Annotated in this window: 9 protein-coding genes; 8 read left to right on the top strand and 1 reads right to left on the bottom strand. The window is 44.6% G+C overall.

Annotated features, from left to right (window positions below; translation table 11 throughout):
• Positions 1 to 73 precede the first annotated feature (73 nt).
• From GZN30_RS04850 to GZN30_RS04865, 4 genes are all read left to right on the top strand, one after another.
• Positions 74 to 2,668 (top strand): TRAP transporter permease, encoded by a 2,595-nt coding sequence (locus GZN30_RS04850; protein ID WP_408646832.1) that lies wholly within the window; start codon positions 74 to 76, stop codon positions 2,666 to 2,668.
• 182 nt (positions 2,669 to 2,850) lie between these two features.
• Positions 2,851 to 3,519, top strand: a complete 669-nt coding sequence (locus GZN30_RS04855; RefSeq protein WP_075649864.1) for a response regulator transcription factor — start codon at positions 2,851 to 2,853, stop codon at positions 3,517 to 3,519.
• Between the two features lie 70 nt (positions 3,520 to 3,589).
• Entirely contained in the window at positions 3,590 to 4,897 is a 1,308-nt protein-coding gene (locus GZN30_RS04860; protein ID WP_408646778.1) for a histidine kinase sensor domain-containing protein, read from the top strand.
• Positions 4,898 to 5,007: 110 nt separating this feature from the next.
• A complete protein-coding gene (locus tag GZN30_RS04865) occupies positions 5,008 to 5,577 on the top strand; it encodes a 1-acyl-sn-glycerol-3-phosphate acyltransferase (RefSeq protein ID WP_075649862.1) in 570 nt (189 codons plus the stop codon).
• A 124-nt stretch (positions 5,578 to 5,701) separates the two neighbouring features.
• On the opposite strand, the gene GZN30_RS04870 is transcribed toward GZN30_RS04865, so the two are convergent.
• Complete coding sequence (locus GZN30_RS04870; RefSeq protein WP_075649861.1) at positions 5,702 to 6,157, bottom strand: DUF417 family protein; 456 nt, start codon at positions 6,155 to 6,157, stop codon at positions 5,702 to 5,704.
• 373 nt (positions 6,158 to 6,530) lie between these two features.
• On the opposite strand from GZN30_RS04870, the gene cadC reads away from it, so the two are divergent.
• The 4 genes from cadC (at position 6,531) to GZN30_RS04890 (ending at position 14,963) form a co-directional block, all read left to right on the top strand.
• Complete coding sequence (gene cadC, locus GZN30_RS04875; protein WP_075649860.1) at positions 6,531 to 8,141, top strand: lysine decarboxylation/transport transcriptional activator CadC; 1,611 nt, start codon at positions 6,531 to 6,533, stop codon at positions 8,139 to 8,141.
• Positions 8,142 to 8,960: 819 nt separating this feature from the next.
• The gene (cadB, locus tag GZN30_RS04880; protein ID WP_075649859.1) at positions 8,961 to 10,298 is read left to right on the top strand and encodes a cadaverine/lysine antiporter; all 1,338 of its coding nucleotides are present in this window, start codon (positions 8,961 to 8,963) and stop codon (positions 10,296 to 10,298) included.
• A 120-nt stretch (positions 10,299 to 10,418) separates the two neighbouring features.
• Positions 10,419 to 12,554, top strand: a complete 2,136-nt coding sequence (locus tag GZN30_RS04885) for a lysine decarboxylase CadA (RefSeq protein WP_075649858.1) — start codon at positions 10,419 to 10,421, stop codon at positions 12,552 to 12,554.
• Positions 12,555 to 12,866: 312 nt separating this feature from the next.
• Positions 12,867 to 14,963 (top strand): TonB-dependent siderophore receptor, encoded by a 2,097-nt coding sequence (locus tag GZN30_RS04890; protein WP_075649857.1) that lies wholly within the window; start codon positions 12,867 to 12,869, stop codon positions 14,961 to 14,963.
• Positions 14,964 to 15,058 lie beyond the last annotated feature (95 nt).

A 15,058-nucleotide genomic window follows, 5' to 3' on the forward strand; every position in this document is an offset into this window, starting at 1 on the left:
CTTCTAAGCCTTACTAGGGTCCCATTATCGGTAAGGCTTAGCTTTTTATACGAGATTTATTATGGATAAACCGATGTCTGCAACTGCAGCCCCGACGTCGGCGGAAGAGTTGATCGCTCAGGATGTTGGCGCTCGTTTACCTGGTGGCGTGATGGAGAAATCTATCGCGCTACTCGCGCTGTTTTGGTCACTATTTCAACTTTGGATTGCGTCACCACTGCCGTTTATTATTGGCTTTGGTGTAATGAATGATACAGAAACCCGCGCCATTCACTTAGGCTTTGCATTGCTTCTGGCGTTTTTGGTTTTTCCTGCTTTTAAACGTTCCCCACGTGATCGTGTCCCGGTCACTGACCTGATGTTTGGTTTGATTGCCTGTGCATCTTCGCTTTATCTATTTGTCCTCTACGAAGAGTTAGCTACTCGTCCGGGTATCTTGACCACTGGCGACTTTGCTACAGCGTTAATTGGTTTGCCATTATTGCTTGAAGCGGCGCGCCGCGTGTTAGGTCCAGCACTACCGCTAATCGCGTTAGTCTTCATCGGATACAGTTTAGCGGGACCATGGATGCCGGGGTTGTTATCGCATCGCGGTGTTCAGTTAGAAGCGCTGGCGAATCACCAATGGATCACCACCGAAGGTGTGTTTGGTATCGCGCTTGGGGTATCAACCAGTTTTGTATTCTTGTTTGTCTTGTTTGGCGCGTTGCTAGAAAGAGCAGGGGCTGGGCACTACTTTATTCAACTGGCGTTTAGTATGTTGGGACACCTGCGTGGTGGTCCAGCGAAAGCCGCGGTGGTGGCATCGGGTTTAACCGGCTTAATTTCAGGCTCTTCGATTGCCAATGTCGTGACGACAGGCACTTTCACCATCCCAATGATGCGTAAAGTTGGCTTTAGCTCTGAAAAAGCGGGCGCAGTTGAGGTGGCGTCTTCGGTTAACGGGCAAATCATGCCGCCGGTGATGGGGGCTGCGGCGTTCTTGATGGTGGAATACGTCGGTATTCCGTATGTGGAAATCATCAAACATGCCTTCTTGCCAGCTGCGATCTCTTATATTGCGCTGCTGTATATTGTGCATTTAGAAGCGTTAAAGCTTGGCATGCAGCCGCTTGATACCGCTAAGTCCAAGCCTTGGCTGACCCGTTTAATTGGCTTTGCCTTTGGGGTTGCCTTAGTCAGTGGTATTTCGCTGGTGGTTTATTATGGTTTAGGTTGGCTAAAACCAATGCTCGGTGATTACACCTTGCAAGGTGTTGGACTGCTGCTTGCCTTTACTTACCTTGGTTTACTCAAAATTGCGGCGAGCAATGAGCCTTTGCCTGAGGAAGATCCCGACAAGCCGCTGGATCAATTACCAAATACCCGTCAAGTACTGTTATCGGGTTTGCATTACCTGCTACCTGTGGTGGTATTGGTGTGGTGTTTGATGGTTGAGCGTCTATCTCCTGGGCTATCAGCATTTTGGGGATCGGTTATTCTGGTGGTGATCGTCCTCACCCAGCGTCCGCTATTAAATTGGCTGCGCAAAGATGGTAAGCACAATTACGGCAGCGCCAAAGATGGTGTGGAGGATCTGCGCGAAGGCTTAGTCGCTGGCGCACGGAACATGATTGGTATCGGCATCGCGACAGCAACGGCAGGGATTATCGTTGGTGCGGTATCGCAAACTGGGGTTGGGTTGGTGTTGGCGGATCTGGTTGAGATCCTCTCAATGGGCAATCTAGTACTCATGCTGCTTTTGACGGCGCTGCTTAGCCTTATCCTTGGAATGGGTTTGCCTACCACCGCCAACTATATTGTGGTTTCGAGTTTGCTGGCACCAGTAATTGTTACCTTAGGTGAGCAGCATGGTTTGATCGTGCCATTAATCGCGGTGCACCTATTTGTGTTTTACTTTGGCATTATGGCTGATGTGACACCGCCAGTTGGCTTGGCTTCATTTGCTGCTGCTGCGGTTTCAAAAGGTGATCCAATCAAGACGGGGTTAACCGCGTTTTACTACAGTTTACGTACCGCTGCACTGCCATTTTTGTTTATCTTTAACACCGATTTATTGTTGATTGATGTGGATTGGGCGCACGGTATCGCTATTTTTGTCATATCGACGATTGCGATGTTGATCTTCGCCGCCGCCACTCAGGGTTGGTTCCTTACTCGTAATAAATGGTACGAAGGCGTGCTGCTGTTATTAGTCGCTTTTACGCTGTTTAGACCAGGTTACTGGGTTGACCAAGTGGTTGAGCCTTATCAATCCAGCTCGCCTGCAGAGCTTGCACAGACACTGAGCACGCTTGAAGAGGGCAGCGTTGTACGCATGCGAATTAGTGGTGAAGACAGTGTCGGTAAGATGCGTGATTTCTCGGTGTTGTTCGAAGTACCCGCTGGTGAAACCGGGCAGGATAGATTGGATGCTTTAGGTATTGCCACTTACCAGCAAGGTCAAGCGACTTTAATTGATGTGGTTGGTTTTGCAAGCCCAGCAGAAGCGGCGGGGTTGCAGTTCGATCAACAAATTGTTGATGTACGCGTACCAGTGGAGCGTTTTGCGAAAGAATGGATGTGGATTCCTGCATTACTCCTATTTGGTCTAGTGGTGCTGATGCAGCGCAGACGCCTAAGCAAAGAGCCCGATCTTGACGCGAAAGAGGGTTCAGCGGCTCAGTAGGATGCCCAAGTATGATATCAATGCCCGGAGATTTCTGGGCATTTTTGTGTCTGTTTTATATTGACGTGTTGTGCAGAAAAATAGATGTCAGAAATTGATTACTAAGTAATTTGTCACTCTTGCTTGTACTGATAATAATTGCGATTTAGAATCAGCGCCTACTTTGTTGGCTGCGAATGAAAATGTCTAAGATCCTAGTTGTTGATGATGATTTAGAGCTGTGTGAGCTCATCTCAGAAGTTCTTACTGTTGAAGGTTACCACGTAACGTGCGTGCATTGTGGTGAAAGTGCGCTGCAATATATCGAAAAGAACTCTGTCGACTTAGTATTGTTAGACGTGATGCTACCAAAACTGAGTGGTTTACAAGTCGCGCGCCGTATTTGCCAGCGCTTTGCTACACCGATTTTAATGCTGACTGCGCTCAATGATGAAACATCTATGCTCGATGGTTATCAAGCAGGGGCGGATCAATACGTTGCCAAGCCATTTAAAGTGCCTGAGTTGCTGACTCGTATTAAAGCGATCTTCCGTCGTGTTGGTCTGGAGAAGCAGCGTCAAAATAGCGCGTTGGTAGGAGATAGCTTTGGTGACGCGATTTCGGGACTACCATTTACCGGTACTGAGGCTGATTTGCTGAACTACTTAGTACGCAATGAAGGTATTGTGATTTCTAAGGCTGAACTACAAATTGAAGTGCTCAAGAAAGAGCTTAGTCCTTTTGACCGTAACTTAGATATGCATATCAGTAATTTACGCCGTAAGTTAGTTGAGGCGGGCATGTCAAAACAGCATATCAAAACGGTGCGTGGCAAAGGGTATAGTTTTGTTGCCAGTGTAAGAGATTGTTAGTCTGATGCGGGTAATATCGACGCTGTTTGCTCGCTACAGACATAGCTTGGCATTTGAGCTTTTTAGTTATATGTCAGGTGTTGTTCTGTGTATATTACTCCTGCAAACCGTGACCGAGCAGGCCCTGATCCGTACTATGTTAGTGCTGCCCGAGCCAGTGAAAGAGCAGATGCGAGATTTGGCGTATCAAGCCAATGTGCTGATCGAAGATGGCGATATGGATGAGCTTGCCGATTGGGAGAATGCTCAACCCTATTATCTGTTTGTTCTCGATAAGAACAATAAACCTTTGTCTCATCGGGATATGCACCCACACTTTGAATTTAAGCTAAAATTTTTGCGTGAACTGGGTGGTAACATGGGTGAACACGTCAATAAACCGCTAATCGGTATTCCGCTCGCCAATAAAAGCACTTTAGTTATTCAACTGCCCTCTGAGTTGCACCCTGCACACCGCTTCATCAATTACTTAAATGCAAGTAAAGTGGTTATCGCATTAGCCATATTAACGCTATTTTCTCTTATTCTGGCTCGTAAGCTGCAGCAACCCCTAAATCGACTTCGAGAAGCGAGTCATCGCCTTGCTCAAGGAGAGTTCAAGGTCAGTGTGGTGTCGGAGCTGCAATCCTCGACCAAAGAGTTTAATGAGTTGGCGCGAGACTTTGATGAAATGAGTCGCCAGATTCATTCATTGGCAGAAAAACAAAAGCGTTTAATTCGCGATGTCTCTCACGAGCTGCGCACGCCGTTGGCAAGGCAAAACCTCGCATTACATCTTCTTAAGCACAAGGTCTCTGATAAGGGATTGGAGTTGGTTGAACGTGTTGAGCGTGAAGTTGAAGAGATGGACAACCTAGTGGCTGAAATCCTTACTTTTAGCCAACTCGAAAATGCTCGCTACGAATTAGATCTAAAGCCTGTGAGCTTAGAAAGTTATGCCGATTCTCAAGTAAAACAGAGCCGACTTGAACTAAAAGGCAATCAAACCCTGAATTTCTGGTCAGCGAATGAACCCACACAGGTGCTGGCTGATGAAAGGTTGGTGGTGCGTTGTGTGCGCAACTTAATCACAAACTCAATCAAATATGCAGGTGATGAGGCGGTGATTGACTTGCTGTTTTATCGCGTGGTTGAAGCAAACAAACCGTATATGGCGCTCGCAGTTCAAGATAATGGGTGTGGTATTTCAGAAAACCGACTCAAGATGGTATTTGAACCATTTACGCGTTTAGAGTCTTCTCGTGATAAAAAATCCGGAGGGTATGGCTTGGGGCTGGCAATTGTCAAAGAATCAATGCACCTGATGGGAGGAAAGGTCAATGCTTACAACCGTAACGAAGGTGGCTTGCATATCGAGTTACTGTTTCCTTTGGATTGACCGCTAAATTTTCATTTAAATTACAGCTTACACTTGTACGCTGAGTTGATTCTGAATTCAAAAACCTGCATTATGCGCACTCCTGTTGTATGAAGTGGTTGATGAATTAGATGTTCAAATCGATATTCAAAGCGTGTTTTAAACTCAATAAGTGGAAAGTGGTTTCCTATCCGCCAGCCGATATTAAACGCTGTGTGATGATAGGTGCTCCCCATACCAGTAATTGGGATTTTGTTTATTCCATGGCTGCATATTCGTATATGGGAATCAATAACCCTCGCTTCACGATTAAGAAAGAGTGGTTGCGGTTTCCTTTCAATTTGATCTTGTCACCTCTTGGTGCGATTGCCATTGATCGCTCGGCTAAAAAGCCAGGAGAAAAACGCCCGAGTATGGTTGATGAGATGGTGAGTTTTATCGAAGAGTCCGATGAGATCACGGTATTAGTCACCCCTGAAGCCACGCGTTCACCAGTAAAACGTTGGAAGAAAGGCTTCTATCAAGTGGCACTAAAAGCGGATGTACCTATCTTGCTCGGTTATCTTGACTATCAAAAGCGTGAGGCAGGGATAGGCAAAGTGATATACCCAAGTGGCGACTTAGATAAAGACCTACGCGAGATATACGATTTCTACAACCAAATTCATCCTAAGCACCCAGAGCGTTTTTTAAAGTTATAACCTCAAAGGTTTACGGGTAGCCGCTTCTACATTGATGTGTGGTGTTAGTGAAAGAGCCTGTCATATTTGACAAGGCTCTTTGGCTAATCTCAGCTCTCAGTTCTCAGTTCTCAGTTCTCAGTTCTCAGTTCTCAGCTCTCAATTCTCTATTTCTCTCAATTACGCTAATCGCAATCGCCAAAAACAAGATGTCTTTTACCAAGAAGAAGTTTGAGATCAAAATCCCGTCAGAGACTTTCCATGTATTTGGGGTGGTAAGCAGAAAGCTCAGCGTTGCCACAAAGATAATCGCAGCAGCTATCCCTGAATAGTAAGCCACTCGTGTGTATTTAAAGCCGATGATTAAGCCGATAGCGACAACAATCTCCGTGGCACCGATGAGGTTAGAAACGGTTTGTACGGACAGCACGTTATACAACCATCCCATAGCAAAATGGTTGGCGACCAAAGGTTCAATAAGCTTTGCTTCTGTAGGCGTGAATTTATAGATACCAATCCACGCTAACACGAGTGCAACCCCAAAGACACCAACGTAATACCCAATGTTACCTTGCGCTAATTTCGCGTTTTGAACGTTCATTGCGGTTCTCCTTGTAATTAAGTTCGCATAGATGACCGCACAAACAGGGCATTAATTTCGTTTATAAACAAACATAAAAGAATAAAGGTTATCAATATTTATAATTAACACCTTGAATGTCTGACTAAATTACTTAACAAGTGAGTAGGTCTAGCAGCACATATGACAAAATCTCAAAAGAGATAAACGCCAAACAGAGGCATGAGCTATCAAGGTTGATGTCATCAATAAATAAACTTAGTTTGCATTTTTGTCGTGCCGGTTTGATAGGTGCTTTTGCTATACAGGCGTATACTCATGCGCTTTGGTTACAGGCAGAAACGATGTCACCTTATTTGCGGGGACAGACGTTTCAACTAATTAAGAGTGTCGAATGGTTGGAATCTATTTTCAAATCGACGATTGGATTTTAAGCGTTGATGAAAATAAGCTTTATCGCCAAGACAGGGAAGTGTCGGTTGAGCCTAGATTAGTAAATTTGCTGCATTTTTTAGCCGAACATGCAGGAGAAGTTTTTTGTCGTGAAGAGCTTATCGAGCATGTTTGGGATGGTGCGATCGTTACCGACCAAGTCGTGACTCAATCTATTTTTGAGTTGCGCAAGCTATTAAAAGATGGAAGAGAAGAGCAGACTCACTATGTTGTCACCGTACCCAAGCGCGGGTATAAACTGGTGGCGCAAGTCGAATCCGTGCCAAGTGAGGAGTTTCACCATCACGCTACGCCACATCACGCAATTCATTCATCGCCGAATCATCACCACGCAGAACTCCAAAATGGTGGTCGCCAGCAAGATTCGCACGACGTAGAAGCAGAGTCAGAATCTGAGCAGGCAATGGCATTTCCTGCGGCGCCACTGACACGCGCTGTGTGCCAGAATAAAATCGCCCAAGCCAATCAGCCATCGAGCAAACTCAATAAGCGCTTTAAGCATAACTGTTTGAATGCACTTTGGGTCAGCTTGCTTATTGCTGCGGTTGCCGTTTTTACCTATCAACAGAGCAATGTACGAATCACACAAGTGATTGACTCCCATCTGGTTGAATTCAAGTTCGTTGATGAGTTTAATCAAGATACACAAAGCGTAGAGTTAGCGGACGGTATTGTGCAAAAACTGATGTCCGACATCACTCAGGTCACGCCTTATCGAGTCAAATTAGACCGAGTGAAGTTTACCTCAGGGAATCTACCCGGAAAGACGATTACGGTGCGGGTTGCAAATGAATCCGGCAATCAATTTTTGGAAGTGGAGTACATCAACAATACTTCGGAGAAAGTACTGTTTAGTCGCCAGTATCCGTTAAGTCAGCCACATCTTAAAGCGGTGTTACGCCAAGTGTCGATTGACTTGATGACCGCATTAAAAGTGCCGGACGCAGAGAAAAAATCCCAACTCCTCATCGCGGGTTTACCCAACAGTTCAGAAGCGTTGAAGTTGTTAATCGAAGCTAATCACTATTTAAATGTTTCTGAGTTAGATAAATTCCAACATGGTGTGGCGCTGCTTGAGGAAACATTGAAAATTGAACCGCAAAACAACTACGTTCAAGCGGAGTTGTTGATCGCTTATTACGCACAAAAGTCACTCGAACCTACCTTCCAAATAGATTATTCGCGTATGAGCAATCTAATTGAAGAGTTAAATGAAAGTTTGGTTGATGCTGTAGAGCCTGTTCAGCCGAGAATCTACGAAGCGTTGGCGTTGTATGAAATGCTCAACAACAACTTAGATAAGGCGCATCGTCATCTCACTCAAGCGATGGAGATGCGAGATTCCGCCATGGCGTACGTATTACTGGGTAAATATTCCGAATTGACGGGAGATTTAGACAGGGCAAGCGAGGCATATAGCGAGGCTTTCTATATCGATACGTCGATGGAGACTTATATGTTGTGTGAAAACTTGCTGTTTTACACCAATCTTAAGTCGCTCGATCACTCTTTGTATCGCTCTGTTCATCCATCGGTTGTTCATTTGCTTTAATAATCAATCGCCATTGTATTTCGACCCTCGCTTAGGCGAGGGTTTTTTATTCCTGCAATTTAGCTCATCTTGTTCTGATTGGTGCTCGTTCATTCCCAGTGGTATTTGAGTGACGGTAAACTAAACCGTGGTGACTCGCGTTGTACTACAGACTTGCTGAATCAAAATCAGCTCGTTAGAAAAGTATTTATAAGCGTGTACCAAGCGTTAAATTACGCTTGCAGCGAAGCTTCATCCAGGCAAAGACCGCATCCTTGTGTTTCTCTCCCCATCTATTTGGCAACGGATACTTAGCAGGTGAGCCCCATTTTGGCTGATATGTTTTATATTGGTATCCAATCAATCGCGATGTTCGGCTAAAGAGACAAATTAAGTGACTAAAGTCGCGAGAAATAGTGACGATTGTGGGTCTGGTTTAGGAAAAACTTTCACCGAATCAATAACAACGCTCTGAATCCTGCATCTTGAAGTCACTTGGGTATAGGGTGGAATAGTCATAAATGCGTGTTGGTATAAGGGTAGGGTGACGAATGACGGGTTTATATAAAGTTTATGTTTTTAGGAAAAATAAAATAGCGTTTTTGATGTTAGTCTAAGTGGTTGTTATTGTTTGGTTTATATTGAAATTACAATCAAGTTTATATCAGGATTATGATGATTAACTCATCATTTTATTAATAATCTCATCATTATTTCTTTCTCCAACTTTGGGCGTAATCTGCATCGCAAATCTAGCGAGGTAGGCAGATAAGTTTCTGATGACATCTCGCTAAGTAAGCAAATTGAGCGTATGTGCTCGCAGAAAAACTTGGAGACGTTATGTCATCTAATACAAAGAAAATTGGTTTAATCGCCTGTACAGGTGTAGTAGCCGGTAACATGATGGGCAGTGGTATTGCCTTACTTCCTTCTAGTCTTGCCAGCGTGGGTTCTATCTCAATCTTTAGTTGGCTTATTTGTCTTGTTGGTGCGCTTAGCCTTGCATTCGTATTCGCTAGATTAGCAACTAAAAACCCACAAGAGGGTGGTCCTATTGCTTATGCAGGTGAGGTTTCCCCTGTATTCGGTTTCCAAACCGGTGTGCTTTATTACCACGCAAACTGGATTGGTAACTTAGCAATCGCAATTACCGGCGTTTCCTACTTATCGGTCTTCTTCCCAGTATTAAACGACCCAATTCCAGCGGGTATCGCAACAATTGCAGCGGTATGGCTATTTACATTGGTTAACTTGCTTGGCGGTAGCTGGGTAAGCCGACTATGTACATTGGGTTTGGTGCTCATTCTTATCCCTGTAGTAGGCACAGCAGTATTCGGCTGGACGCACTTTGACCCAGCGATTTACCAACAAAACTGGAACGTATCAGCAGGTACCAACAGCCACGCAGTGATTTCAGCAGTACTGATCTGTCTATGGTCTTTCGTTGGTGTTGAATCGGCAGCCGTTTCTTCAGGTATGGTTGATAACCCTAAACGTACTGTACCACTAGCAACTATGCTAGGTACCGCTCTAGCAGGTTTGATTTACATTGCATCGACTCAAATGATTGGTGGTATGTTCCCAGCGTCTGAAGTCGCTGCATCTGGTGCACCATTCGCTTTGGCAACAACAGAGATCTTTGGTAGCTGGTCAGCGCCATTCGTATCTGCTTTCACTGCGTTAGCATGTTTTACTTCACTTGGTTCTTGGATGATGTTGGTAGGTGAGGCGGGTCGTCGTGCTGCTAACGATGGTAACTTCCCTAAAATCTACGGTGAAGTAGATAAAAACGGTGTGCCTAAAAAAGGTCTAATCCTAGCTTCGCTAAAAATGACTGCGCTTATGGTTGTGTTGACAATCTTTAGCTCTAAAACAGCGCACGCAGCAGACCTATTTAACCAATTAACTACTGACGCAGTACTACTTACTATGCTGCCTTACTTCTACTCAAGCATTAACTTGATTCGCTTCGAAGGCATGACAACTCGTAATGGTTTCGTAATGTTCTTCTCTGGCATTGCATGTGTCTTCTGTATGGTCGCACTTGCAGGTGCTGAGAGCACCACGCTTGCAGCAACCTTCATCATGTCGCTAATCATCTTGATGTTCTACAGCAAAAAAGCAGGTCTAGCTCAATACGTTGAGCAACACAAAAACGACCCAGTCGCAACACACTAATTTGACGGTTCAGCACCAATATTTGCTGACTGACTAAATAACTTAAATATTCCACGGCGCTCTTATTTCTCATTGTCTCGCTAGACAAAGAGCGCCTCTTTTCGTCTTGGAGATGTCCAAATGAATATATTCGCAATCCTAAACCACATGGGTGTTTTCTTTAAAGAAGAGCCTGTACGTCAACTTCACGCAGCGCTTGAAAAAGCTGGCTACGAAGTTGTTTACCCAGTCGATGATAAAGACTTGATCAAAATGATCGAAATGAACCCACGCATTTGTGGTGTGTTATTTGACTGGGATAAATACTCGCTAGACCTATGTCGTGAAATTAACGGCTTAAATGAAAAACTACCGGTTTACGCATTTGCTAACGAGCAGTCGACACTTGATATTTCACTAACCGATCTACGCCTAAACATTCATTTCTTTGAATACGCACTAGGCATGGCTGATGACATTACAGTGAAAATCAACCAAGCAACGGAAGAGTATAAAGATGCAATCATGCCTCCGTTCACTAAAGCACTATTTAAATATGTAGAAGAAGGCAAATACACGTTCTGTACTCCGGGTCACATGGGTGGTACCGCATTCCAAAAAAGCCCTGCAGGTAGTATTTTCTATGATTTCTACGGTCCAAATACATTCAAAGCGGACGTATCAATCTCAATGCCTGAACTAGGCTCACTGCTAGACCACTCAGGTCCACACAAACAAGCAGAAGAGTTTATTGCGAAAACGTTCAATGCTGATAGCTCATACATTGTGACTAACGGTACTTCTACTTCAAACAAGATCGTTGGTATGTACTCAGCGCCAGCGGGTAGCACAGTACTGGTTGACCGTAACTGCCACAAATCATTAACTCACTTAATGATGATGAGCGATGTAACGCCAATCTACTTCCGCCCAACACGTAACGCTTACGGCATTTTAGGTGGCATTCCACAAAGTGAATTTAACCGCGATGTGATCGCTGAAAAAGTAGCGAAAACACCAGGTGCAACAGCGCCAAGCTACGCGGTTGTGACTAACTCAACTTACGATGGTTTGCTTTACAATACTCAATTCATTAAAGAGTCACTCGATTGTAAACACATCCACTTCGACAGTGCATGGGTGCCTTACACTAACTTCAACCCAATTTACGAAGGTAAATGTGGTATGAGTGGTGACGCAATGCCTGGCAAAGTGTTCTACGAAACTCAATCAACCCATAAATTGCTAGCGGCTTTCTCTCAAGCTTCTATGATTCACGTAAAAGGTGAGTTTGACAAAGAGTCGTTTAACGAAGCGTTCATGATGCACACTTCGACATCTCCTCAATACGGTATTGTTGCTTCAACTGAAACAGCTGCAGCGATGATGAGAGGCAATACTGGTCGTAAATTGATGCAAGACTCAATTGACCGCGCAATTCGATTCCGTAAAGAGATCAAACAACTGGGTGCTGAAAGTGACAGCTGGTTCTTCGATGTATGGCAACCAGACAACATTGACACAACAGAATGTTGGAAACTGGATCCAAAAGACAACTGGCATGGCTTCAAGAATATGGATGATAACCATATGTATCTTGACCCAATCAAAATCACACTACTGACTCCAGGGATGAGTAAAGATGGTGAGCTAGAAGAGTCAGGTATTCCAGCGTCACTTGTTGCCAAATTCCTTGATGAACGTGGTATTGTGGTAGAGAAAACAGGTCCATATAACCTATTGTTCTTGTTCTCTATCGGTATCGATAAATCAAAAGCAATGCAACTGCTACGTGCACTAACAGACTTCAAACGTGGTTTCGATTTGAACCTGTCAGTACGCAATATGTTGCCAGCGCTATACCAAGAAGATCCACATTTCTACAAAGACATGCGCGTGCAAGAGTTGGCTCAAGCTATCCACGACTTGACCAAAAAATACAACTTGCCAGAGCTGATGTACAAAGCGTTTGACGTACTACCAGAAATGAAAGTAACACCACACGCAGCATGGCAAGAAGAGTTAAGAGGCAATGTTGAGGAGATTAAACTGGAAGAGATGGTGAATCGCGTCAGTGCGAATATGATCCTTCCTTACCCACCAGGTGTGCCTCTAGTTCTTCCAGGTGAAATGGTAACTGAAGAGTCTCGTCCAGTACTGGACTTCTTGGAAATGCTTTGTGAAATCGGTGCCCATTACCCAGGCTTTGAAACTGATATTCACGGTGTGTACCAACAAGACGATGGTAGCTACACAGTTAAAGTTCTAAAAAACTAATGAGATAGATTGATGAAGCGAGTGATTACGCAATGCATGCTCCAATCACACGGCAGAAATCGTCAACTACCCGCAAATGGGAGTACACAATAAAAGCTTTTAAAGCCAAGTATTTGCAAGGAGAGTCCCAGCATTTTTGAAGACACGGAACGTCTTTTCTTCCCAAGCACGCCTCATGGCGTGCTTTTTTACATTTGTTACGAATGCAAAGAATGTAAATTTCAATGCTAATGATATTAATTATCACTTATATTCTCCCCCGAAATGAAAAGCAGTCGCAGTGGGACTGTTAATAAAAAATCGGAGAATAAGATGTTTACTAAGAGCCAGCTAGCGCTTGTGATTGGCGCTGTATTAGCTGCTCCTGCAATGGCAGAGAGTGTACAAACTGATGAGCACATGGTTGTGGAAGGTCGCGAGTACGGTTACAAAGCCGATACCAACTCAACGGCAATGCGTATGGAAGCAACCCAGCTTGAAACTCCTGGGCAAGTTGCAGTTATTGGTGAACAACTTATTGATGAACAACGTGCAAGCACGCTAGGCGACGTACTGAAAAACGATGCGAGTGTAAGTGCTGGTGGTACAGACCGTAACCGTGAGCGTTTCTCACTGCGTGGTTTTGAGCTAGATAGTTCAAGTGGCTTCCTACGTGATGGTCACCAGCAGTGGTCTCACTACCGTCAGCCAATCGAACTGCTCGAGCGTGTTGAAGTGGTAAAAGGTCCTTCTGGTTTACTATTTGGTAAATCTGCACCTGGTGGTCTAGTTAACATGGTTTCGAAAAAGCCAACTTACGATACCCAAGTTAACGTTAGCCAAGATGTAGGTTCAAACGACCACACTCGCACAGTGGTTGATGTTAGCGGTTCGTTGAACGAAGCGGAAACTCTGCGTGCTCGCGCTGTACTGGCAAAAGAGAGTTACAGCTCTTGGCGCGAATACGGTGATGGCTCAAAACCACAAACAGAACGTTTCGTGGGTGGTTTATTTGTTGATTACGACATCAACGATGATGTGATGGTTTCTGTATACCATGATTACACTAACGATGATGGTGGCGTAGATTCTGGTGCGCTATTTATTGATGGCAAGCGCTACGGCAGCCGTGAACATATCTGGGATGCTCAATGGTCTAACATTGAAAATACCGTAGAAAATACAGGTATCACCATTAATGCGAATCTAACAGACAACTGGTCGACAACGACGGGCTTTAACTACCAAAGCTATGAGCGTCACGACGTAGAGAGTTTCCCTGATTTCGGCAAACTAGAATCAGACGGCACAGTAACTCACGGCGGTGCAGATCGTACGGATAAATGGGGTTTCCGCACAGCGTATTTCGACCTGAAAGGTGATGTTGAGTTTCTTGGCGCAGACCACCAACTATTGTTTGGTTCTAACTGGTTAGGTTACCGCTATGACCGTTACCAAGGCAGCTTAGTGGCGCAAGATGTAGCACCGGGTGATACTGTAGGTAGCCCTGAGTGGAATACGGCTAAGAAGCCAACAGACACGTACAGTGAATACGAAACATGGGGTTTCTATGCACAAGATATGATCACGCTGAATGATCAATGGCAAGTACTGGCGGGTGTGCGTTTTGATCGTAAAGTGGCGAATGGTGTAGCGGAAGAATATGTATCTCCTAAATTTGGCGTGATTTACCACCCAGCAGATAATGGTAGCGTGTACTTTAGTTACTCTGAAAGTTTTGAGCCGCAAGGTATGGTGACTTCTGGTCGTACCGTTTACGCTAACGATGGTGAACTGCTAGATGCAGCAACGGGTATTTCTTACGAAGTGGGTACCAAGTGGGAGCTAATGGATGGCTCGCTATTCGTATCAGGTGCACTATTCGACATTACTCAAGAAAACATCATCCTAGATGTCGAAACCGATACTGCGAATGTATACGAGCGCACACAAGATGGTGAGCAACACCACCGCGGTGCAGAGCTAACTGCGCAAGGTCTAGTAACAGAGTCACTAAGCATTACGGGTTCAGCGATGTATTTGGACGCTGAAATTACTAATCACGCGACCTATGCAGGTAATCGTCCGGCAGATGTACCAGAGTTTGCTGCAAGTATTTGGTCAAGCTATGCAGCGACTGAAAACGTGGATATGAATCTTGGTCTTGTTTACGAAGGTTCACGTTACGGCGATGAAGCAAACCTATTTAAGAAAGATGGTTATGCTCGCGTTGATATGGGTTTGGCTTACAACCTGAAGTATGATGAGAACCTAGATATTGTTGCTCGCTTTACAGTCGAAAACTTGTTTGACAAAGAGTACCTAGCAGGCGGTGGTTCAACAAGTGAAGTGAACGGTAAAGTGTATGCAGAGAATGTAGTTATTGGCGAAGGTCGCAACTACATGGCTACATTGCAGGTAAAATACTAATCTGCGCCGCATAATAGGGGGAAGGGAGACCTTCCCCCTTTAGTCGTTTGCAAATTTAATAAATTTCGCTAATATGCGTTGTTAATTGTGAATGA

This window comes from Vibrio ponticus (assembly GCF_009938225.1).
Classification (GTDB): Bacteria; Pseudomonadota; Gammaproteobacteria; order Enterobacterales; family Vibrionaceae; genus Vibrio; species Vibrio ponticus.